The organism is Aminobacter sp. GW821-FHT11F06, from assembly GCF_058808215.1.
Window position 1 is genome coordinate 588,070 of the sequence record NZ_JBXARL010000001.1, and the last position, 20,773, is coordinate 608,842.

The window sequence follows — 20,773 nt, forward strand, 5'->3', positions numbered from 1 at the left end:
AATCTAACGACGGACGCCGCCACCGCCATTCCCTGGCCGCCGCAACGAGCTCCGTATAACTCACATTCCAGAAGTCGCTGCAACGAGTCGCGGCACCCTTGAACAACGCTAAGCCGTCGAAGCTCAACGCAGCCTTAACGTAGGCCGCCGCTTTCGCTGTGGGAACAGCAAAATGTGTCCGAAATGCCGCAGAGCATCTCAAAAATGCGAGATGTGACCTCGTAGGCAGGTCGAAGCGCCCAATCACGAAGCGGTGGCACCCTCAACCGGGTCGCGGCTTGCGATGACCTTGTCGATCAAACCAAAGTCGCGTGCCTCGTCCGCCGTCATGAAATGGTCGCGGTCGAGCGTCTTTTCAATGACCTCGTAGTCCTTGCCGGTGTGCTTGACATAGATCTCGTTGAGACGACGCTTGAGCTTGACGATGTCCTGGGCGTGGCGCTCGATGTCCGAGGCCTGGCCCTGGAAGCCGCCCGAAGGCTGGTGCACCATGATACGGGCGTTCGGCGTGGCAAAACGCATGTCCTTGTGGCCGGCGCAAAGCAGCAACGAGCCCATCGAGGCCGCCTGGCCGATGCACAGCGTCGAAACCGCCGGCTTGATGAACTGCATGGTGTCGTAGATCGCCATGCCCGAGGTCACCACGCCGCCGGGCGAGTTGATGTAGAGATTGATCTCTTTCTTCGGGTTCTCGGCTTCGAGAAACAGCAGCTGGGCGCAGACCAGCGTTGCCATGCCGTCTTCGACCGGACCGGTGATGAAGATGATGCGCTCCTTGAGGAGGCGCGAGAAGATATCGTAGGCGCGCTCGCCTCTGTTGGTCTGCTCGACCACCATCGGAACGAGGTTCATGTATGTTTCGACGGGGTTCTTCATCGACTATCCCTTTTTCGTGATGGGATTCCGGCGCCGGATGGGCAGAATCGGTTCAGAGGCTTTGCCCTGTAAATAGGATGCCGCCTTACCATTGCGCAAGGCCAGTAAGGGCGCTTGATTTCAGCTGTCGCTAACTTTCGCGGGGAGCTGGCTCAATGGTCGCCACTGGAGTTTTCCGCACCTGCCACGGTATTGAACATCATGGATGCCAAGGATCACGAGACGATCACGTTCTACGCGAACGAAGCGGAAGCCTACACGACAAGGGGCGCACCGGCGAGCGAGCGTCATCTCCGCACCTTCATGGCGCGCCTGCCGGCTGGTGGCCGCGTGCTCGAACTCGGCTGCGGCGCGGGACAAGACAGCGAGGCTATGCTGGCAAGCGGGTTCGACGTCATGCCGACTGACGGCACCGCCGAGATCGCCGCCGCTGCCGCGAAACGTCTCAAAAGGCCGGTCAAAGTGCTGCTTTTCGAAGATATCAACGAGAAGGAAAGCTACGATGGTGTCTGGGCCAATGCCTGTCTGCTGCATGTGCCGCGCGGGCAGCTGCCGTCGATCATTGGGCATGTGCATGCCGCGCTCAAGCCGGGTGGCGTGTTCTACGCCAGTTACAAGGCAGGCGAGGCGGAAGGGCGGGATCGCTTCGGCAGGTACTACAACTACCCCTCTCCCGAATGGCTAATACAGGCCTATCGAGCCGACCGCTGGAACTCGCTGGAGATCGTGGAAGAAACAGGTGGCGGCTATGACGGCCTGCCGACAGACTGGCTTCATGTCCTCGCCATGAAGGCTGAATAACCCAATGGAATATCCGCGATGAATGAGCCAATCCAAGCAAACAAGCACTGGTCGAAGGTGGAGTATCTGCACGAGACCGTCGGGAACCCGAACATCCACATTCGCGGAACGCATAGCTACTACAGCGATGCCTGGTCCGGTTCATTCGAACAAAGCGTGGTGCGCTATCTCTACGGCGACGACTATAGCCTCAAGGCGTGGGACCCCGCCTGGCCGATCGACCAGCTCCATATTGGCGACTATGTCTGCATCGGCGCGGAAGCCGTGATCCTGCTCGGCGGCAACCACACGCACAGGGCCGACTGGTTCAGCCTCTATCCCTTCGCCGAGTTCATTGTCGACGCCTATGCCGGCAAGGGCGACACGATCATCGGTGACGGCGCCTGGATCGGCATGCGCGCCATGATCATGCCTGGCGTGCACATCGGCGAAGGCGCCATCATAGCCTCCGGGGCACTCGTCACAAAGGACGTGGCGCCCTACGCCGTGGTGGCCGGCAACCCGGCTGCGCAGATCAAGACCCGCTTCCCGGATGCGGTGGCAAGCAAGCTGGTCGCTCTAAACGTTTATGATTGGCCGGTGGAAAAGTTCGAGGCGCTGAAACCGCTGCTTTGCGCCAACGACATCGACGCCCTCGCAATTGCTTCAGAGCGATATGACGAAGCGCACGCCGGCAAAGGGATGCAATGAACATTGTTCCTTTGCAGGCCGGCTACGCCTGAGGCCGTCAGCGCAGCCAGCGCTCGATACGGTCCATCGCCTCGATCATCTCGTCATGGCTGCCTGCATAGGAAAATCGCATGTAGCGGTGGCCGGCGAGCGTATCGAAGTCCCTGCCCGGCGTTGCCGCGACATGTGCTTCGGCCAGCATGCGGCCGGCGAACTCCATGCTGTCGTTGGTCAGGCGCGACACATCGCAGAAGGCGTAGAACGCGCCGTCCATGGGGGCTGCAAAGCTGAAACCCAGTTCAGGCAGGCGCTTGGCCAGAAGTTCGCGGTTCCAGGCGTAGCGCGCCTTGATGGCCTCGAGTTCGTCGGTGACGTTGAACGCCTCGATGGCCGCGACCTGCGAAAGCTCGGGCGCCGAGATATAGAGCGACTGCGCGATGCGCTCGACCGGCCGCACCAGGCGTTCGGGCAGCACCATCCAGCCGATGCGCCAGCCGGTCATGCAGTAATATTTGGAGAAGGAATTGATGACCGTGACATCGTCATCATAGGCAAGTGCCGTCACATCGGGCGCGCCATAAGCGAGCCGGTGGTAGATCTCGTCCGAGATCACCGCGATGCCGAGTTCGCGCGCGGTGTCGACCAGCGCCTTGAGATCGCCAGCAGGTACCACAGCCCCCGTCGGATTGGCCGGGCTGGCAAACAGCACGCCCTTGAGCGGCTTCTGGCGATGCGCTTCACGCAATTGCCCGGCATGAAGATAGGCGGCGCCATCGAGTTCGATCTCGACCACATCGAGGCCGAGCGCGCCCATGATGTTGCGGTAGGCGGGATAGCCGGGGGCAGCGATCGCCACCCGGTCGCCGGCATCGAACATGGCAAGGAAGGCCAGATTGAAGGCCGCCGACGAGCCCGTGGTGACAGCGATTCGCGAAACAGGCACGTTGATGCGGTAATGTTCGGCATAATGCGCCGAAATCGCCTTGCGCAGCTCGGCGAGCCCGAGCGCGTCGGTATAGCCGATGCGCCCGACCTTGAGTGCCGCAGCCGCCGCGTCGCGTACCCGCTGCGGCGCGGGATCGGAGGGCTGCCCGACCGCCATCGAAATGACGGGCGTTCCCAAAGCCTTGAGCCTGTTGGCCTCAGCCAGGATGTCCATCGCATGGAACGGCTCGACCTCGCCGCGCCGTGAAATCACTACCGCCATGTTCGTTCACTCTTCCTGCCGTACATAACGCAATGCGCCGCACAATTGCCCGATTGATATGGGGATCACAAGTTGATGAGTTTTTTCAGCCTGTCTTTTCACAGCCCGACGGCTCGTTTACGAGTGTTTCCCGCTATGCAGAGCATCAATAACCTTTCGCGTTTCATCGCAAGATCAGCGCGCGCGGCCACCGCGCTTGCGCTGTCGGCCGGGCTTGCGCTCGGATCGACCGGTACTGCCCACGCGCAGGGCGTGCCGATCGTCCGCGATGCCGAGATTGAGGCCCTGGTGCGCGATTACGCCCGGCCGATCCTCAAGGCCGCGGGGCTCGCCAATTCGAACATCAACATCGTGCTCGTCAACGACCAGGCATTCAATGCCTTCGTCGCCGGCCGGCGCATTTTCATCAACACCGGCACTTTGATGACGTCGGAGACGCCGAACGAGGTCATCGGCGTTCTCGCGCACGAAGCCGGCCACATCGCCGGTGGCCACCAGGAACGCTTGCGCGACCAGCTGGCACGCGCCCAGACCATGGCCATTGTCGCGGCCCTGCTCGGTGCGGGCGCGATGGTGGCGGGTGCTGCTACCGACACCAAGGGCATGGGTGCCGCAGGTGCCGGCGTTATAGCAGGCGGTTCGGAAATGGCCCGGCGCAGCCTGCTTGGCTACCAGCGCTCGGAAGAAGCCACCGCCGACCGCTCGGCGATCACCTATCTCAATGCCACCGGCCAGTCGGCCCAAGGCATGCTGAAGACCTTCCAGCGCTTCCAGACAGCACTTTCGCTGTCGGGTGCGCGGGTCGACCCCTATCAGGTCAGCCACCCGATGCCGCGCGATCGCATCGCCAATCTCGAAACGCTGGCGCATGCCAGCCCCTATTTCAACAAGACCGATCCCGAATCGCTACAGCTGCGCCACGACATGGCGCGGGTGAAGATCGCTGTCTACACGCAAGGCCAGGCCGCCGCTTCGCGGCTGTTGCGCAAGGATCCAGGCGGACTTGCCAGCCGCTACGGCGACGCGCAGGCGACCTATCTGTTCGGCGATCTGCGCTCGGCACTCTCCAAGACCGACGCGCTGATCAAGTCACAGCCCAAGAATGCCTATTTCCAGGAATTGCGCGGCGACATCCTGATGAAGTCGAACAAGCCGGCGGCGGCGGCGGAAGCCTACGCCACCGCCGTGCGGCTTGATCCGGCCAACTCAGGCATCCTGCCGATCTCGCTTGGCCAGGCCTATCTCGCTATCGGCACCCCCGATGCGCTGAAAAAGGCTGTGGCGGAAGTTCGCAAGGGCCTCGACCGCGACCGCGAGAACGCCGTCGGCTACCGCTATCTGGCGCAAGCCTATGGCATGCTCGGCGATGTCGCAGATGCCGATCTTGCAACCGCGGACGGTCACTATTACAGCGGCGCCTATCAAGATGCCAAAGTCTTTGCGATGCGTGCGCAGATGAAGCTTCAGCGCGGTTCGCCGGGCTGGGTGCGCGCGCAAGACATCATCAATTACAAGCAGCCGGGCAAAAAGAAGTGAACCTTCGCACGGCTGCAGACGACATAGCCGATAGGGCTGGAGACTAAGACCATGAAAAAAGCAATTCTTCTCGGCACAACAGGCATCGCTGTCGCCTTTGCCATGCTGGCTGTCGGCTATCTCGCCGGCACACCTGGCACCGCACACGCCGAAAGCGCCCAGCAGCCGGCCGTGGTCGCTGCCGCAGGCAATCTCGACAAGAAGCAGGTCGAGACGATCGTGCGCGAATATCTGCTCGACAACCCCGAACTGCTGCTCGAAATGCAAGGTGCGCTCGAAGCCAAGCAGAAGGAAGAGCAGCGCGTCGCCCATGTCGAGGTGATCAAGCAGAGCAAGGACGAGATCTTCAACTCGGCCTTCGACGGGATCGTCGGCAATCCCAACGGCAAGACCACCATCGTCGAGTTCTACGACTACAATTGCGGCTACTGCAAACGCGCCCAGGCCGACATGACCGCCCTGACCAAGGCCAACCCGGACCTGCGTTTCGTGCTCAAGGAATTCCCGATCCTCGGTCCGGATTCGCAGAAGGCCCATGTCGTTTCAATGGCCTTCCGCAAGCTGATGCCGGAGAAGTACGGCGAATTCCATGACAAGCTGCTCGGCGGCGAAGGCCGCGCCGGCGAAGACAACGCCATCAAGATCGCCATCGAGCTGGGCGCAAACGAAGCCAAGCTGCGCGAAGCGATGAACGATCCGGCGATCGCCGAAGCCTTCAATCGCACCTACGAGCTTGCCAACAAACTGCAGATCAGCGGCACGCCGTCCTATGTCGTGGGCAACGAAGTCATCTTCGGAGCGCTCGGCCAGGAGGTGCTCACCGAGAAGATCGCCGCCGCCAAGGCCTGCCAGGCCGATTCCACCTGCTGAACAGGTTTGTTCAGCGCGAGCCGTTGTGGACAGCGCAAGAAGTCGCTTGCGCTCTTTTCGCGACGGCTTATGCCGATTATAGAGGGTCCGCCGCGCCAGAGAGGATCTGGCGGGCGGAAAGGTCTGTACATTGAAAACGGTTTTCGTCCTCAACGGTCCGAACCTTAACTTGCTGGGCAAACGCGAGCCCGGGATTTATGGCGGCAAGACCCTGGCCGACATCGAGGCCGACTGCCAGGCGGCAGCCGCTTCGCTGGGGCTAGCGGTCGACTTCCGCCAATCGAACCATGAGGGCGATCTGGTCGACTGGATTCACGAGGCCGGTGAAAAAGCTGCCGGCATCGTGTTGAATGCAGGCGCCTACACCCACACCTCGATCGCGCTGCAGGACGCCATTCGTGCCGTCTCGCCGTTGCCGGTCGCCGAGGTGCACCTTTCCAACATCCACGCCCGCGAGCCGTTCCGCCATAAATCGATGGTGGCGCCGGTGGCCGTGGGCATGATCTGCGGCTTCGGGCCGCTTGGATATACGCTGGCGCTTCAGGCGCTGGCCGCCCGGCTCTGACCGGAAACAGGAAGAGAAAAGGCTTAAACATGGCGACGAAGAAGACCGATGGTGTTGATCAGCAGCTCGTCCGCGACCTCGCAGGAATCCTGAACGACACCAACCTGACCGAGATCGAAGTCGAACTCGGTGACCTCAAGGTGCGCGTCTCGCGCCAGACGCAGGCCGTGCATGCGGTTGCAGCGCCCATGATGGCGGCACCGGCGGCGGTCAACTCGACACCGGTCGCGGCAGTCGCCGCCCCTGCGGTCATCGACATCTCCAAGAACGCCGTGCCCTCGCCGATGGTCGGCACCGTCTACCTCGCGCCCTCGCCCGACGCCAAGCCATTCATCGAGGTTGGCACCGTGGTCAAGGAAGGCCAGACGCTGCTGATCATCGAAGCCATGAAAACGATGAACCAGATCCCCGCGCCGCGCTCCGGCACGGTTACAGCGATCCTGATCGAAGACGCGCAGCCTGTCGAATACGGCATGCCGCTCGTCGTCGTCGAGTAAGCCGGAAGGCTGCGCGCATGTTTCAGAAAATCCTTATCGCCAATCGCGGCGAAATCGCCCTCAGAGTGCTGCGCGCGGCCAAGGAGCTCGGCATCCAGACGGTTGCCGTGCATTCCACCGCCGACGCCGACGCCATGCATGTGCGCCTTGCCGACGAAAGCGTCTGCATTGGCCCGCCGCCGTCACGCGACAGCTATCTCAACATCCACCAGATCGTCGCGGCCTGCGAGATCACCGGCGCGGACGCCGTCCACCCCGGCTACGGCTTCTTGTCGGAGAACGCCAAGTTCGCCGACATACTGGCCGCCCACAACATCACCTTCATCGGTCCCTCGGGCGACCATATCCGCATCATGGGCGACAAGATCGAAGCCAAGCGCACTGCAAAGCGCCTGGGCATTCCGGTCGTTCCGGGTTCGGAAGGTGCTGTCAGCGACGAGAAGGAAGCCAAGCGCGTCGCCGCCGAGATCGGCTATCCGGTGATCATCAAGGCGTCCGCCGGCGGCGGTGGCCGCGGCATGAAGGTCGCGCTCACCGAGGCGGACCTCGAAGTGGCACTGCAGACGGCACGCACTGAAGCGGGTGCAGCCTTCGGCGACGACGCCGTCTACATCGAGAAGTACCTGCAGAAGCCGCGCCACATCGAAGTTCAGATCTTTGGCGACGGTGCTGGCAAGGGCGTCCATCTCGGCGAGCGCGATTGCTCGCTGCAGCGCCGCCACCAGAAGGTCTGGGAAGAAGCCAATTCGCCCGCCCTCAACGCGGAAGAACGGTCGCGCATCGGCAATATCTGCGCCAAGGCAGTGGCCGATCTCGGTTATTCGGGCGCCGGCACCATCGAGTTCCTCTACGAGAATGGCGAGTTCTACTTCATCGAGATGAACACCCGCCTTCAGGTGGAGCACACGATCACCGAAGCGATCACCGGCATCGATCTCGTGCACGAGCAGATCCGCGTCGCTTCCGGTGGCGGCCTGTCGGTCACGCAGGACGATATCCGCTTCCATGGCCATGCCATCGAATGCCGCATCAACGCCGAGGATCCGCGGACGTTTGTGCCCTCGCCCGGCACGATCACGCATTTCCACACACCCGGCGGCCTGGGCATCCGCGTCGATTCGGGCGTCTATTCCGGCTACAAGATCCCGCCCTACTACGACAGCCTGATCGGCAAGCTGATCGTGCATGGCCGCAACCGCGTCGAATGCATGATGCGTCTGCGCCGCGCGCTCGACGAATTTGTGGTAGATGGTATCAAGACGACGTTGCCGCTGTTTCGTGAACTCGTTGGCAACCCCGACATTGCGAATGGCGACTACGATATTCACTGGCTGGAAAAACATCTCGCGAAAGGCGAGTAGACTGGGGGTCGCATGACCCGTCCTTATGCGCCCGGCTACAGCATACCCACGGACCTTCTGCTGAAGGCCTATGCGTCGGGCGTCTTTCCCATGGCCGAGAGTGCGTCGGATCCGGAGGTCTTCTGGGTCCGACCCGAGACACGCGGCATCATCCCCTTTGAAACCTTCCATGTGCCGCACAGCCTTGCCAAGACGATCAGGCAAGGCCATTTCGAAATCCGTTTCGACAGCGACTTCGAAGGCGTGATAGACGCCTGCGCCGAACGGCGCGCCGGGCGCCTGTCGACCTGGATCAACGCGCCCATCCGCGAAGCCTACACCCACCTTCATCGCATCGGTCATGCCCACTCGGTCGAGGCGTGGCGCGACGGAGAACTGGTCGGCGGTCTCTACGGCGTGTCGCTCGGCCGCTGCTTCTTCGGCGAAAGCATGTTTTCGCGCGAGACCGACGCTTCGAAGGTCTGCCTCGTTCATCTGGTCGAGCGGCTCAAGCAGCGTGGTTTCCTGCTGCTCGACACGCAATTCACCACCGACCATCTGAAGCGCTTTGGAGCGGTCGACGTGCCACGCGACAAATACGAAAAGATGCTGGCCAAGGCACTTGTCGGCGAAGCCACCTTCTCACCCTGAAGTAGATCAGCTCTTGGCTTTGCCGGAGTCCGGCTTGGGCGAATGCGCGTGGAACATCATCTTCCAGCCCTGCAACCGGTGCACATAACCTGAGCTGACCAGCGCGGAATAAGGCTCGCCATTTTCGCGGACAGCCTTGGCCTCATAGGTCAGCATGACAATGTCGCTGCCCGGCTCGACGATGCCTTGCAGCTTCATCTCCAGGTTCCGCCATCGGGTCGGCTTCGTGGCAGTCGCCGCAATTTGTGCATTGCTCATGACGCCGGCCATATCGGGAAAGGCGACAAGGCACTCCCTGTCGGCGTGTTCAGCAAAGAAATCCTGATTGCCTGTCCAGAATGCCCGTTCGAGTTCGAGCAGTTCGTCACGATTGACGGTCACGGCACGATCCTCCGTTGGCGTTGTTCACAACGTCAAACGCCAAGGACCCGATGCAGTTCCGAAGAAAGATCAGTTGGTCTTGGCAGCTTCCGGCGCCGGTACGTCCGACTTCTGCTTGCAGGCCTTCAGCCAGACGTCATAGACGGCGTGCTCGACGGCGTTGAGGCCCGGGCTTTCGGCAAACATCCAGCCGGTGAAGATGCGCCTGATCTTGCGGTCGAGCGTGATCTCATCGACTTCAACGAAGGAATCCGTCTTGGGCTCCTCGTTTTCCGGCCTCGAGTAACAGACGCGCGGCGTCACCTGCAGCGCACCGAACTGCACCGTTTCGTCGACATAGACGTCGAAGGTGATGATGCGGCCGGTGATCTTGTCTATGCCGGCGAACTCGGCGATCGCATTTTTGATGCGCTGGGGTTTAGGTGCTGCCTGCGGCGCTGGTTGTGCTTCGCTCGGGGCCGGCTGGGTCTCGCCAGGTATCGGCTGAACATCGATCGCCGGCAGATCGTTGCCCTGCTCGACCTGTTGATCGAGCGGCAGCCGCTGAATACTGTCCTGGGCCATCGCCTGGCCAAGCCCTGCGCACAGCGCAACCGTGGCAAGCAGAGCTTTCGCCTTCGATCGTCCGTTCGACGGAACCCGGCCAAGAAATGTCATTGAGTCGTTACCGCCGTTGCGCCCGGAGTGTTTTGCACTCGCTGATTCCCACGCGCCAAGGCTAATCGCCTGGCGCCAATGGGCAAGGAGTTAGCCGCCAATTGTGGCGACAAATGTCCGCGCCGATATGCTGTCTTATGCGCCGGGCGTCCAGGCGTCGTAGTCGCCGGTAACCTGTGGACGATGCGTATTGCCCAGCACCGAGCCCTTCGGACGGTAAGCGCCGCCGGTGCCGGTCAAGTTAGGCTGATGCGGCTTCTGCCAGTCGCGCGGAATGTAGTTGTCGCTCGGGGGCGCCACATCGACCCGATGGTGCATCCAGCCGTGCCAACCGGGCGGAATCATCGAAGCTTCCGAAACGCCATTGTAGATCACCCAGCGACGTGTGCGGCCCTCGGAGTCCTGGCCGCCTTCATAGTAGACGTTGCCGAACTCGTCCTGGCCCACCTTGGTGCCTTTGCGCCAGGTGTGGAAACGCGTGCCAAGCGTCTGGCCGTTCCACCAGGTGAAAAACTGGACAAGGAATTTCTTCATCGGATCCTCGCGGCAGGCGCGTAAAAGTCTCCTGCTTATGGCGTCAGGCCGTCGCGAAGGCAAGGCTTTAGAAGCCCAATCTTGGGGTCTGCGACGATTGGCAGGCATCAGTGACAGCTTGCGCAGGATGCTTCAACTGGCGAGGCAACTCGACGCGCACTGGCCAGCATTATACTCTGCTGGTCGGACTATCACGCACGCGGAGGTTCGAAATGGCCATAAGCGGGGAAAGAGTTCACCCTCTGATGAACAAACTCACCGGTCTGATCGCTATCATATTCGGTTTCCTGATGGCCGCTGAGGGCTACAGGTCCGGATCGAACTGGCTGATCTTCTTGGGGATTGTAGTCCTCGCGGTGGGCCTGGTTCTGCTTGCGCTCAAGATTGCGCGACGCAATCAAGGCGGACAACTCTGAGGGCTGCGTTGATTACAATCCTTTGCCGAGAGCTTGGTCCAAGCTCGCAACGTGGACGCGCGCGAACCATGGCCGCATAGCCGATGCCCTTCATGCAAATCCTCGAAATGCTGAGCATGCTGGTCACGATCTTCGGCCTGCCGCTCGCGATCTTCATCTTCGTCTACGAGCAGCGCAAGGCGCGCGTCAACGAGGAGGAAGAGATCTACCAGATGCTGTCAGACGGCTACACCAACTTTTTGACGCTGACGCTCGAGCATTCCGACCTCTATCTGCAATCGCATACGGCCACGGAAGGTCTGACAGCCGAGCAGAAGGACCGGCTGCTCGCCATGTTCGCTATCCTCATCTCGCTGTTCGAGCGGGCCTATCTCGTCATCTACGAAGCAGACATGCCCGAGCGGAGAAAGCGCCGCTGGGCGTCGTGGGAGGATTTCATGCGCGAATGGTGTCGGCGCCAGGATTTTCGCGATGCCTTGCCCCAGTTGCTGCCGGGCGAAGACCCCGAATTCGCTGTCTACATCCGCCGGCTCGCGCAAGAAGAAACAGCGCGCCGCTCGTCCTGACGGACGATGCCATCTCGCAACTGCTCACGTCCTCATCTCGCACTTGCAAAATCTTTAGCCGGTCCGTAATGGATTCTGGCCCAATTCGGGCTCTCGGACTGGCTTGCTAGGCTGGAACCGGGCATGGGAGGAAACGACATGGCTTCTGACGCGCCTGCCGGCCGCATCACGCCCGCCGAGCTGTTGGCCCGCAAGGGCGGCGAGCCGATCGTCTGCCTCACCGCCTACACCTATCCCATCGCCCGCCTGCTCGATCCGCATGTCGACCTTCTGCTCGTCGGCGACAGCGTCGCCATGGTTCTGCATGGCCATGCGAACACGCTCGGCGCGACTATGGACATGATGATCGCCCATGGCCAGGCAGTGATGCGCGGCTCTGGCCGCGCCTGCGTCGTCGTCGACATGCCGGCCGGCAGCTACGAGGACACGGTCGAAAACGCCGTGGCCTGCGCCAAGCGCATCATGTGTGAAACCGGCTGCGACGCGGTCAAGCTAGAGGGAGGCGTCGCCATCGCCGCCCAGATCGCCGCCATCGTTGCATCAGGCATCCCCGTCATGGGCCATATCGGCCTGTTGCCGCAGTCGGTCGAAAAAGAAGGCGGCTACAAGATCAAGGGCCGCTCCGAGGCCAATGCCGAAGCGCTCTATGCCGACGCCAAGGCTGTCGAAGCAGCCGGCGCGTTTTCGGTCGTCATCGAAGGCACGGTCGAGCCCGTTGCCGCCGAAATCACCCGACGTATCGCGATCCCAACCGTCGGCATCGGCGCCAGCGCTGCCTGCGACGGCCAGATCCTGGTCATCGACGACGCCATCGGCCTCACCGTCGACCGCGTGCCAAAATTCGTGAGGGAATATGCCCTTTTGCGCGACACGGTGTCCAAGGCGGCGGCGGATTACGCGCGTGACGTGCGCAGCCGCGCTTTCCCCGGCCCCGAGCACCTGTTTTCCCTGAGCAAGGACAAGGCATGACCGCTGTCGTCGAAACCATCGCCGCCCTGCGCGCGCAAGTGCAGGCATGGCGCGCCGAAGGCCTCAAGGTCGCGCTGGTGCCAACCATGGGCGCCTTGCATGACGGGCATATCTCGTTGATGCGTGCCGCGCTTGAGCGTGCCGACCGCTGCGTCGTTTCGATCTTCGTCAATCCGCGCCAGTTCGCACCGACCGAAGACCTCGACAAATACCCTCGTCAGATGGCGCAGGATCTCGCCCGCCTGACGGAAGCCGGCGTCCACCTCGCCTTCACGCCCGGCGTCGACGAGGTCTATCCCAAGGGTTTTGCCACCTCAATTTCGGTCGGCGGACCGTCCGCGGGCCTCGAAACCGCCTTCCGCCCGGCCTTCTTCGACGGCGTCGCCACCGTCGTTGCCAAGCTGTTCATCCAGGCAGCGCCCGATCTCGCCGTCTTCGGCGAGAAGGATTACCAGCAGCTCTGCGTCGTCAAGAAGCTGTGCCGCGATCTCGACCTGCCGGTTGACGTCATGGGCTCGCCGACGATCCGCGACGCCGAAGGCCTCGCCATGTCGTCGCGCAACGCCTATCTCAGCCCCGCCGAATTGGGCATCGCACGACAGCTCAACAAGATGCTGCGCAAGGCGGCGTCTGCCCTTGAGGCCGGCGCGGACGAAGCGACGACAATGACTGCCGCCCGCCAGGCGATTCTCGACGCCGGTTTCGATGCGGTCGACTACGTCGAAGCGCGCGAAAGCCTGACACTCGCGCCGTGGCGGAAGGATAGCGATGGCCGCGTGCTGGTCGCTGCCCGTCTCGGCAAGACGCGCCTGATCGACAATGTCGAGGTCGCCGCCAGCTAGGCCGCCGCTTCAGCTCAAGGGTCTTTCCAGAACCAGCGACGAGACCCCCGTTTCCGCGATCTCTGGGTCTGGATCGCCCCCCGACTTCACAAAGCCATTGGCGAGATAAAAGCCCAACGCCTGAGCGTTGGCTTCTTCGACTTCGAGGCGAATCGAATGCGCCTCAGGAAAGCTCTGCTCGATCTCATCGAGCAACATGCGGCCGATGCCGGCGCGCTGATTCTCCGGGCGTACATAAAGCTGGTAGAGCACAACGATCTTGGAACCGCTGGTCGCGGCGGCAAAGGCCATGCCGGCGATCTTCTTGCCGTCGTCGGCAACGAGGAACTCGGAATTCGGCCGCGTCAACCGCGCCTTCAGCGCGGCCAGCGAGTGCCATTCCGTGGTGATCTCATTGACCCGCTCGACGCCGTAGATGGCGTCGTAGGTCACATGCCACGTCTCGGCGAGCAGCGCCTTGATATTTTCAAGGTCGCGTTCGCTCGCCGTGCGGACAAACACCGCCTTATTCCTCGATGCCGAGCTTGGCCTTGACCAGGTCGTTGACCGCCTGCGGATTGGCCTTGCCGCCCGTCGTCTTCATCACCTGGCCGACGAACCAGCCGGCCATTGTCGGCTTGGCACGCGCCTGCTCCGCCTTGTCGGGGTTGGCGGCAATGACGTCGTCGACGGCCTTTTCGATGGCGCCGGTGTCGGTCACCTGCTTCATGCCACGGCTTTCGACCAGTTCGCGCGGGTCGCCGCCCTCGTTCCAGACGATCTCGAACAGGTCCTTGGCGATCTTGCCGGAAATCGTGCCTTCCTTGATCAGGTCGATCACGGCACCCAGCTGATCAGGCGAAACAGGAGCGTTTTCAATGTCCTTGCCAGCCTTGTTCAAGGCGCCAAGCAAGTCGTTGATGACCCAGTTGGCGGCAAGCTTGCCGTCGCGGCCAGCAGCCACCTTCTCGAAATAATCGGCAATCGCCTTTTCCGAGACCAGGATGGAGGCATCGTAGACAGACAGGCCAAGGCTGTTGACCAGCCGCGCCTTCTTGTCGTCGGGCAGCTCAGGCAGGTACTTGGCCAGCTCATCGACATAGGCCTGGTCGAATTCGAGCGGCAGAAGGTCCGGATCGGGGAAATAGCGGTAGTCATGCGCTTCTTCCTTCGAACGCATCGCGCGCGTCTCGCCCTTGCTGGGGTCGAACAGGCGGGTCTCCTGGTCGATCTTGCCGCCGTCCTCGATGATCGCGATCTGGCGCCGCGCCTCGTATTCGATGGCCTGACCGACAAAGCGGATCGAGTTGACGTTCTTGATCTCGCAGCGCGTGCCGAACTCGCCGCCGGGACGACGCACAGACACGTTGACATCGGCGCGCATCGAGCCCTCGTCCATGTTGCCGTCGCAGGTGCCGAGATAACGCACGATGGTGCGCAGCTTGGTGACATAGGCCTTGGCCTCGTCCGACGAGCGCATGTCGGGCTTGGAGACGATCTCCATCAGCGCCACGCCCGAGCGGTTGAGGTCGACATAAGACATCGTCGGATGCTGGTCGTGGATCGACTTGCCCGCATCCTGTTCGAGATGCAGGCGCTCGATGCCGACTTCGATATCCTCGAACTCGCCCTTGCGGTCGGGGCCGACCGAAATGGTGATCGTGCCCTCGCCGACGATCGGCTGCTTGAACTGCGAGATCTGGTAGCCCTGCGGCAGGTCCGGATAGAAATAGTTCTTCCGGTCGAAAACCGACTTGTGGTTGATCTGCGCCTTCAAGCCCAGGCCGGTGCGGATCGCCTGCTTGACGCATTCCTCGTTGATGACGGGCAGCATGCCAGGCATTGCCGCGTCGACAAGGCTAACATTGGCATTGGGCTCGGCGCCAAAAGCGGTCGAGGCGCCGGAAAACAGCTTTGCTTCCGACGTCACCTGGGCATGGACCTCCAGGCCGATGATGACTTCCCAGTCACCGGTGGCACCGGGGATGAAGCGCTTGGCGTCGGGCGTGCGGGTGTCGATGAGGGTCATGGCAATCCGAATACGTCAGTGTCTGTTTTGTCGGCTACTGTCGAACGACAAATCGTACCGTTTCGCTAGATCAATCGTTGCCTTGTTGCAACCGTCGCGTTGGAAATGCGCGCTCAAGCCGCGATCTCTGGCACTTTCGAACAGACTGTCCTATATCGCTCCCATCCCGATGGAGTTTGGATGTTCAAGTCGTTTGAGTCCCGCTAAAGCCCCGACCTTCTCCTGAAGGCGGGGCGTGAAAACCAGAAACCACCGTGCTGCGAGCAATCGCGGCTGCGGCTTTTTGTTTTGGCTGTTCAGCTGATTTAGCTGTTCAGCCTGGTTTTCCAGGACTCATCCACAAATGAACATATCGCGCATAGAGCAGCGCATCCTGCACCTGCTCGCCCAGGGCGGGCGGATCGAAATCGAAAAAGACGACAACAAGAAGATCGAGGCAGTGATCTGCCTCACCCGCGAGGGCTGGCAATATCCGGACTTCGATCTCGAACTTTTCAGGAAGCTGAAGCGGAAAAAGGCTGTCGCCTCGTCGCAAGGCGGGCCGTACCGCATCACCAAGCGAGGGCTCAAGCTCGTCCGCCCGGAACTCGACAATAGATAATGCCAACCACGCCGGATCCGCACTCGCGGGTCCGGCGCATTCGCCGACGCTATCAAGCCGTCGCGATATAGGCCTTGATCTCCTCGGCCTCGCGCTCGACATCCTCGATGCGGCGCTTGACGACGTCGCCGATGGACACGATGCCGTAGAGATAGCCGTCGCGCTCGACAGGCAGATGGCGGAAGCGACCGTTGGTCATGATCTCCATGATCTGATTGACCGTGTGGTTTTCGTTGCAGATCTTGACCTTGGGGGTCATCACCTCGCGCACGGTCTTTTCAAGCGCGGCACCGCCGTCCTTGCCGATGATGCGCACCACGTCGCGCTCGGACAGGATGCCGACGATCTTGCGGTCGCCATTGGTGACGACGAGCGCACCAATGCGGTGGTCGGCGAGAATCCGAACCGCTTCCGACAGCTGCACATTGGGCCCAATGGTAAAAACGTCGTGGCCCTTCTTCTCAAGAATTGCCTTCACTGTCATCGGGTTCTCCTGCTGCTATCGGTCAGTCAATTCACTCCGTATGGCCCATGGGCCAAATGCATCGTGCGCTGCATTAGGCCGCTTTTCAAGTAAAACGCGCTCAGGCGTATTCGTTCTTGCGGTCGAAGAACCTGATGCCCAAAAAGCCAGCCAGGAACCCGCCAATATGGGCCTCCCAGGCTATCTGGCTGTCGACGCCGGGTGCAAAACCAACCAGCCCGGTCACCACATTGATGATCATCCACACACCAAGGAATGTCATTGCCGTGCGCGAGCGGAAAACGTCGCGGATCGGCAGCGGCGCGCCGGCGAAAGCCGGCTTGCCATGCGAGCGGTCGATCTGGAAGCTGAAGCGCGCGGCAGCGCCCATCATGCCTGAAATCGCGCCCGAAGCGCCGACCAGCGGCGCTTGGTCCATCGAATGCAGCACATAGTGCAGCGCCACGGCAGCCAGCGTCGTGACGGCAAAGAACAGCGAAAAACGCAGCACGCCGAGCCGGTTGGCAAGCGGCGAACCGAAGGCCGCAAGCCACACCATGTTGATGGCCAGATGGGCGAAGCCGCCATGCAGGAAGGCGTAGGTCAGCGGGCTGGTAAAAGCCCAGATGTCGAGATCGTATTGCCCGGAATAGCGAATGGGGATGAAGGCAGCCCGTACGAGCAGGGCAAAATCCTGGTCGGGACTGAGCACGTATTCGCGAACCAGATGGATGACGACGCAAGCACCGATGATCGCAACGACAATTGGCGGCAAGTTGAACACCGGCTCGCGGCGCGGCGGCTCGGTCTCGACGATTTCAGCACTGTCGCCTGGATTTACTGGTTCGCTCATGCGTCTCTGATCCGGTTGTCGCGGGCGGATGACGCCCGGACCCCATCTAGAACAGCCAAGCTGAAAGCGCAAAAAAGAAAGCCGTCCAGGGTTTCCCCTGGACGGCTGGTCGAGCCCCCCTGCCCGTCCCCAAAAAACTCTTGACTGAAGTGCTGCCGGCCGCAGCGATGCGGCCACTTCTGGAGTGACTTGAACGTGCCATGGATCACGTGAGGCGGCAACGTAAACCCTTTGTTAACCTTAACGTCCCCGATCCGTTAACAACTGTTACTGAGACTGGCACGCGTCCTGCTCCGCGCCTCATGTAGTCCTCAAGATTGAAGCGATTCTGTCCAACGATGACACATCAGGCACAGAAGCGCTCGGAGCGGAGCAATATGAAACAGAAAGGATCGCTGGCACTGTTCCAATATTGGAACCGCCTTCGCGACGGCCGACCCGCGCCCAAACGCACGGAAGTCGAGCCGGCCGATATCAAGGCGCTGCTTGCCGACACTTTCATTCTCGAGCGCGACACGCGCGGCGAAGCGGTCTTCCGCCTCGCCGGCACCCGCCTGTGCGCCACCTTTGGCCGCGAACTCAAGGGGTTTTCGTTCCCCTCGCTGTGGCGCCAGAAGGACCAGCGGCTGATGGCCCGCCTTGCCTATGGCGTGTTCCAGCAAAAATCAGTGGTCGTCATCAACTTCGAGGGCTTCACCGCAAGCCTGCGCGCGACAACTTTCGAAATGCTGCTCTTGCCGCTCGACGGCGGCATCGAAAACCCGCGCAGCCTGGGCGTGCTGTCGAGCGTCGACAGGCCGTTCTGGCTCGGCTCCGACCCACTCACCGACGCCACGATCGACAGCGTGCGTGTTGTCGACCCAGACCTTGAGCCGATGTTCCTCAGGAACCGCCCGGCCGTCACAGTGCCTTCGCTTGCACCGAGCGATTCAGCGCTGGAGGGCGGGGCGAACCCGCTTGATGGCGCGCGGCGGATTCGTCACCTGTTCGTTCTCGAAGGCGGGCGCGAAGAATAGCGCCCGCAAGCCTCACGCGGCAGCACTTACGCGTTTTGTTAACCTCTTTGGCGGTATTTTTCCGCAATAGCTCCCCGATGCGGTTCGTTGGGAGTTGACAGATATGAGGGTAGCATGAGGCCAGCGGCGATCGACTACGCGCCGTCACGGGCGGAACGACGCAACTTCCAGCGCGTCCGCGTGAAGATCTATGGCCGTTTCATGCTTGAGGATCGCACCGAACATGCCGGCCAGGTCGTCGACATGTCGCCCGGCAATGTTGCTTTCCGCACCGACCGCTCGGGCGCCGCAGGCGAAAAGGTCATCGCCTATATCGACCATATCGGCCGCATCGAAGGCGTCATCACCCGCACCTTGCCGGATGGCTTTGCCATGACGGTCATCGCTTCCGAGCGCAAGAAGGACAAGCTGGCCGCCCAGCTCACCTGGCTTGCCAACAAGCATGAACTCGACCTGCCGGAAGACCGCCGCCACGAGCGTGTCGCACCGCGCAACCCGATCAACGTGTTGCAACTCATCGACGGACGGCAGTATCCCTGCCGGATCATCGACCTTTCGCTTTCGGGTGCCGCCATCGAGATCGAGGTCAAGCCGGCGATCGGCGTGCAGGTCACGCTCGGCACCATGCGCGGCCAGGTCGTGCGCCATTTCGAAGACGGCGTCGCCGTCGAATTCGCCGTCGTCCAGCGCCCTGACTCGCTCGACACCGAGTTCAACCGCCCGCGCACCTGACGCCGGGCACCGGTCCAAAACCCAGACACAACACGCCGCTGGGCTGGCTTCCTCTCGGAAGCCGGCCTTCTTGCGCTTTCCGGCCACCATTCCAGACGGACAAGCGGTCACGCATGCCCGTCTCGCACCGCCATGCCATTTCGGCACACCGGTGACAAACAAGGCCGGACGTCGCCCAATCGATAAAATTGTAATCAAATTTTCTGCAAATTTTATTCTTATTCTATTCTTTGTTTACGAGAGTTCTCTCTTGTTTTTACTCAACATCTACTGCGTTGCTTTGCGTGAAATAAATCCGCGCCTGTCATTGTCTCCCCCAACAAGGAGACTACAAAATGATCAAGCGTCGGGGATGGCTATTGGTTCTGGCGGCGGCACTTCAGGCTGGCACCTTGGGCAGTGCCCTTGCCGCCCCTGCCGTCATGAAGACCAACGGCCGCACGACGCAGCCTATCGGCCACTACGAGCTGTGCAAGCGTTCGCCGATCGAATGCAATGAAAAGACCGCCAGCAAGGCCCCGGTCGAACTGACCCGTACGCTGTGGAAGGCAATCATTGCCATCAACAACGAGGTCAACACCACCGTGGCGCCGCGCACCGACTTGGAAGCATGGGGCCAGGAAGAATACTGGGCTTATCCCGACAACGGCGTTGGCGACTGCGAAGACTATGCCATGGAGAAGCGGCGCCGGCTGATGCAGCTCGGCGTGCCGGCCGGAAGCCTGCTGATGACGGTGGTTCGTCAGCCCAACGGCGAAGGCCATGCGGTTCTGACCGTGCGCACCAGCCTCGGCGAGTACATCCTCGACAATCTCGACACGCGGGTTCTGGCCTGGAACGAGACCGAATACACCTATCTCAAGCGCCAGTCGGAGCAGAATTCAGGCGTCTGGATTGGCATCAATGACGGCCGCGCCGACGCAGTCGCGTCGGTTCGCTAAGCTTCAGCGAGAAAGCCCGGTCGCGTCCCCACCCTCCCCGTCCCCAACGACCGGGTCTAGGAGCCGGCCCAAGTCCCCGGGCCGGCTCCGCCTTTTCAGGCGGATGCCTTGGTTTCAGTCCGCGACCTTCTTGAGCCCGGCGCCGAACCGGCGCTGGTTGGCGACATAGTCATCGGTCGATTTGCGCAGCCGCTCAGTCGCCGCGTCGTCAAGCGTGCGAATGACCTTGGCGGGTGAGCCGACAATCAGCGAATTGTCGGGGAATTCCTTGCCTTCGGTCACCAGAGCACCGGCACCGACAAGGCAGTTCTTGCCGATCCTGGCGCCATTGAGCACGATCGCCCCCATGCCGATCAGCGAATTGTCGCCAACGGTGCAGCCATGCAGGATCGCGCGATGGCCAATGGTGCAGCCCTCGCCGATAACAAGCGGAAAACCGGGATCGGTGTGCATCACCGTATGCTCCTGGATATTGGAGCGCGCGCCGATGGTGATCGGTTCGCGGTCGCCGCGGATCGCCGCCCCAAACCAGATGCCGACATCGCGTCCGATCCTGACGTCGCCGACCACGGCGGCATCTGGTGCGATCCAGTTGCTGTCGCGATCCGCGAATTGCGGTTCGACCCCGTCGAGAGCGTAAAGCGGCATCGTGGTTCCTTCCTGTGCAAGTCGCGCGCAAATTATGAAGCGGCGGCCTGCAAGGCAAGCACGACACACCTTTAACGCACCATTAACCATGCACGCGCAATGTCGGCCAGATATCGGTTCCCTGGAGCACCGGC

General features: G+C 61.6%; 26 protein-coding genes. 16 read left to right on the forward strand and 10 right to left on the reverse strand.

Translation table 11 applies throughout. The features are described from left to right. Positions 1-243: 243 nt before the first annotated feature. The gene (locus AC1RTB_RS02855; protein ID WP_492880353.1) at positions 244-876 is read right to left on the reverse strand and encodes an ATP-dependent Clp protease proteolytic subunit; all 633 of its coding nucleotides are present in this window, start codon (positions 874-876) and stop codon (positions 244-246) included. A 201-nt stretch (positions 877-1,077) separates the two neighbouring features. On the opposite strand from AC1RTB_RS02855, the gene AC1RTB_RS02860 reads away from it, so the two are divergent. Further along, a complete protein-coding gene (locus AC1RTB_RS02860) occupies positions 1,078-1,677 on the forward strand; it encodes a class I SAM-dependent methyltransferase (protein ID WP_492880354.1) in 600 nt (199 codons plus the stop codon). An 18-nt stretch (positions 1,678-1,695) separates the two neighbouring features. Further along, positions 1,696-2,367 (forward strand): CatB-related O-acetyltransferase, encoded by a 672-nt coding sequence (locus AC1RTB_RS02865; RefSeq protein WP_492880355.1) that lies wholly within the window; start codon positions 1,696-1,698, stop codon positions 2,365-2,367. 37 nt (positions 2,368-2,404) lie between these two features. Here AC1RTB_RS02865 and AC1RTB_RS02870 read toward each other — a convergent pair whose 3' ends face one another. Further along, a complete protein-coding gene (locus AC1RTB_RS02870; RefSeq protein ID WP_492880356.1) occupies positions 2,405-3,553 on the reverse strand; it encodes a pyridoxal phosphate-dependent aminotransferase in 1,149 nt (382 codons plus the stop codon). Between the two features lie 135 nt (positions 3,554-3,688). On the opposite strand from AC1RTB_RS02870, the gene AC1RTB_RS02875 reads away from it, so the two are divergent. From AC1RTB_RS02875 to aat, 6 genes are all read left to right on the forward strand, one after another. Then, on the forward strand, positions 3,689-5,089 hold the full coding sequence (locus AC1RTB_RS02875; protein ID WP_492880357.1) for a M48 family metalloprotease: 1,401 nt from the start codon (positions 3,689-3,691) through the stop codon (positions 5,087-5,089). A gap of 51 nt (positions 5,090-5,140) precedes the next feature. Further along, positions 5,141-5,959: a DsbA family protein gene (locus tag AC1RTB_RS02880; RefSeq protein ID WP_492880358.1), complete on the forward strand. Its 819-nt coding sequence runs from the start codon at positions 5,141-5,143 to the stop codon at positions 5,957-5,959. Between the two features lie 130 nt (positions 5,960-6,089). Then, positions 6,090-6,524, forward strand: a complete 435-nt coding sequence (gene aroQ / locus AC1RTB_RS02885) for a type II 3-dehydroquinate dehydratase (protein ID WP_492880359.1) — start codon at positions 6,090-6,092, stop codon at positions 6,522-6,524. A 29-nt stretch (positions 6,525-6,553) separates the two neighbouring features. Continuing rightward, a complete protein-coding gene (gene accB / locus AC1RTB_RS02890) occupies positions 6,554-7,021 on the forward strand; it encodes an acetyl-CoA carboxylase biotin carboxyl carrier protein (RefSeq protein WP_492880360.1) in 468 nt (155 codons plus the stop codon). Positions 7,022-7,038: 17 nt separating this feature from the next. Then, positions 7,039-8,382: an acetyl-CoA carboxylase biotin carboxylase subunit gene (gene accC / locus AC1RTB_RS02895; protein ID WP_476789197.1), complete on the forward strand. Its 1,344-nt coding sequence runs from the start codon at positions 7,039-7,041 to the stop codon at positions 8,380-8,382. A gap of 12 nt (positions 8,383-8,394) precedes the next feature. After that, positions 8,395-9,012, forward strand: coding sequence for a leucyl/phenylalanyl-tRNA--protein transferase (gene aat / locus AC1RTB_RS02900; protein ID WP_492880361.1), 618 nt, complete (start codon positions 8,395-8,397; stop codon positions 9,010-9,012). 6 nt (positions 9,013-9,018) lie between these two features. Here aat and AC1RTB_RS02905 read toward each other — a convergent pair whose 3' ends face one another. The 3 genes from AC1RTB_RS02905 to AC1RTB_RS02915 all read right to left on the reverse strand — a co-directional run bounded on the left by AC1RTB_RS02905 (position 9,019) and on the right by AC1RTB_RS02915 (position 10,584). Beyond that, positions 9,019-9,393: a hypothetical protein gene (locus AC1RTB_RS02905; protein WP_492880362.1), complete on the reverse strand. Its 375-nt coding sequence runs from the start codon at positions 9,391-9,393 to the stop codon at positions 9,019-9,021. A 69-nt stretch (positions 9,394-9,462) separates the two neighbouring features. Then, the gene (locus tag AC1RTB_RS02910; protein WP_492880640.1) at positions 9,463-9,873 is read right to left on the reverse strand and encodes a DUF2155 domain-containing protein; all 411 of its coding nucleotides are present in this window, start codon (positions 9,871-9,873) and stop codon (positions 9,463-9,465) included. 312 nt (positions 9,874-10,185) lie between these two features. Continuing rightward, positions 10,186-10,584 carry an NADH:ubiquinone oxidoreductase subunit NDUFA12 gene (locus AC1RTB_RS02915; RefSeq protein ID WP_492880363.1) on the reverse strand — a complete coding sequence of 133 codons (399 nt, stop codon included), beginning with the start codon at positions 10,582-10,584 and terminating at the stop codon, positions 10,186-10,188. Positions 10,585-10,829: 245 nt separating this feature from the next. Here AC1RTB_RS02915 and AC1RTB_RS02920 point away from each other — a divergent pair, with 245 nt between their 5' ends. The 4 genes from AC1RTB_RS02920 to panC all read left to right on the forward strand — a co-directional run bounded on the left by AC1RTB_RS02920 (position 10,830) and on the right by panC (position 13,377). Continuing rightward, on the forward strand, positions 10,830-11,000 hold the full coding sequence (locus AC1RTB_RS02920; protein WP_492880364.1) for a hypothetical protein: 171 nt from the start codon (positions 10,830-10,832) through the stop codon (positions 10,998-11,000). A gap of 92 nt (positions 11,001-11,092) precedes the next feature. Then, positions 11,093-11,566 (forward strand): hypothetical protein, encoded by a 474-nt coding sequence (locus AC1RTB_RS02925; RefSeq protein ID WP_492880365.1) that lies wholly within the window; start codon positions 11,093-11,095, stop codon positions 11,564-11,566. A 138-nt stretch (positions 11,567-11,704) separates the two neighbouring features. Continuing rightward, positions 11,705-12,535 (forward strand): 3-methyl-2-oxobutanoate hydroxymethyltransferase, encoded by an 831-nt coding sequence (gene panB / locus AC1RTB_RS02930; protein WP_492880366.1) that lies wholly within the window; start codon positions 11,705-11,707, stop codon positions 12,533-12,535. Further along, entirely contained in the window at positions 12,532-13,377 is an 846-nt protein-coding gene (gene panC, locus AC1RTB_RS02935; RefSeq protein ID WP_492880367.1) for a pantoate--beta-alanine ligase, read from the forward strand. The genes panB and panC overlap by 4 nt, the downstream gene beginning before the upstream one ends. Before the next feature lie 9 nt (positions 13,378-13,386). On the opposite strand, the gene AC1RTB_RS02940 is transcribed toward panC, so the two are convergent. Further along, entirely contained in the window at positions 13,387-13,878 is a 492-nt protein-coding gene (locus AC1RTB_RS02940) for a GNAT family N-acetyltransferase (protein WP_492880368.1), read from the reverse strand. A gap of 4 nt (positions 13,879-13,882) precedes the next feature. Continuing rightward, the gene (gene gatB / locus AC1RTB_RS02945; RefSeq protein ID WP_492880369.1) at positions 13,883-15,385 is read right to left on the reverse strand and encodes an Asp-tRNA(Asn)/Glu-tRNA(Gln) amidotransferase subunit GatB; all 1,503 of its coding nucleotides are present in this window, start codon (positions 15,383-15,385) and stop codon (positions 13,883-13,885) included. Positions 15,386-15,728: 343 nt separating this feature from the next. Between gatB and AC1RTB_RS02950 the strand changes: the two genes are divergently transcribed. Next, entirely contained in the window at positions 15,729-15,986 is a 258-nt protein-coding gene (locus AC1RTB_RS02950) for a YjhX family toxin (RefSeq protein ID WP_492880370.1), read from the forward strand. 52 nt (positions 15,987-16,038) lie between these two features. Here AC1RTB_RS02950 and AC1RTB_RS02955 read toward each other — a convergent pair whose 3' ends face one another. Then, positions 16,039-16,470 carry a CBS domain-containing protein gene (locus tag AC1RTB_RS02955; protein WP_492880371.1) on the reverse strand — a complete coding sequence of 144 codons (432 nt, stop codon included), beginning with the start codon at positions 16,468-16,470 and terminating at the stop codon, positions 16,039-16,041. 100 nt (positions 16,471-16,570) lie between these two features. After that, positions 16,571-17,302 (reverse strand): rhomboid family intramembrane serine protease, encoded by a 732-nt coding sequence (locus tag AC1RTB_RS02960; RefSeq protein WP_492880372.1) that lies wholly within the window; start codon positions 17,300-17,302, stop codon positions 16,571-16,573. Positions 17,303-17,679: 377 nt separating this feature from the next. On the opposite strand from AC1RTB_RS02960, the gene AC1RTB_RS02965 reads away from it, so the two are divergent. From AC1RTB_RS02965 to AC1RTB_RS02975, 3 genes are all read left to right on the forward strand, one after another. Further along, positions 17,680-18,318 (forward strand): PAS domain-containing protein, encoded by a 639-nt coding sequence (locus AC1RTB_RS02965; protein WP_492880373.1) that lies wholly within the window; start codon positions 17,680-17,682, stop codon positions 18,316-18,318. A gap of 114 nt (positions 18,319-18,432) precedes the next feature. After that, complete coding sequence (locus tag AC1RTB_RS02970) at positions 18,433-19,050, forward strand: PilZ domain-containing protein (protein ID WP_109577323.1); 618 nt, start codon at positions 18,433-18,435, stop codon at positions 19,048-19,050. A 335-nt stretch (positions 19,051-19,385) separates the two neighbouring features. Next, positions 19,386-19,991, forward strand: a complete 606-nt coding sequence (locus AC1RTB_RS02975) for a transglutaminase-like cysteine peptidase (RefSeq protein WP_492880374.1) — start codon at positions 19,386-19,388, stop codon at positions 19,989-19,991. 114 nt (positions 19,992-20,105) lie between these two features. Here the strand turns inward: AC1RTB_RS02975 and AC1RTB_RS02980 are convergent, their stop codons facing one another. Continuing rightward, the gene (locus tag AC1RTB_RS02980) at positions 20,106-20,639 is read right to left on the reverse strand and encodes a gamma carbonic anhydrase family protein (RefSeq protein WP_492880375.1); all 534 of its coding nucleotides are present in this window, start codon (positions 20,637-20,639) and stop codon (positions 20,106-20,108) included. Positions 20,640-20,773: the final 134 nt, after the last annotated feature.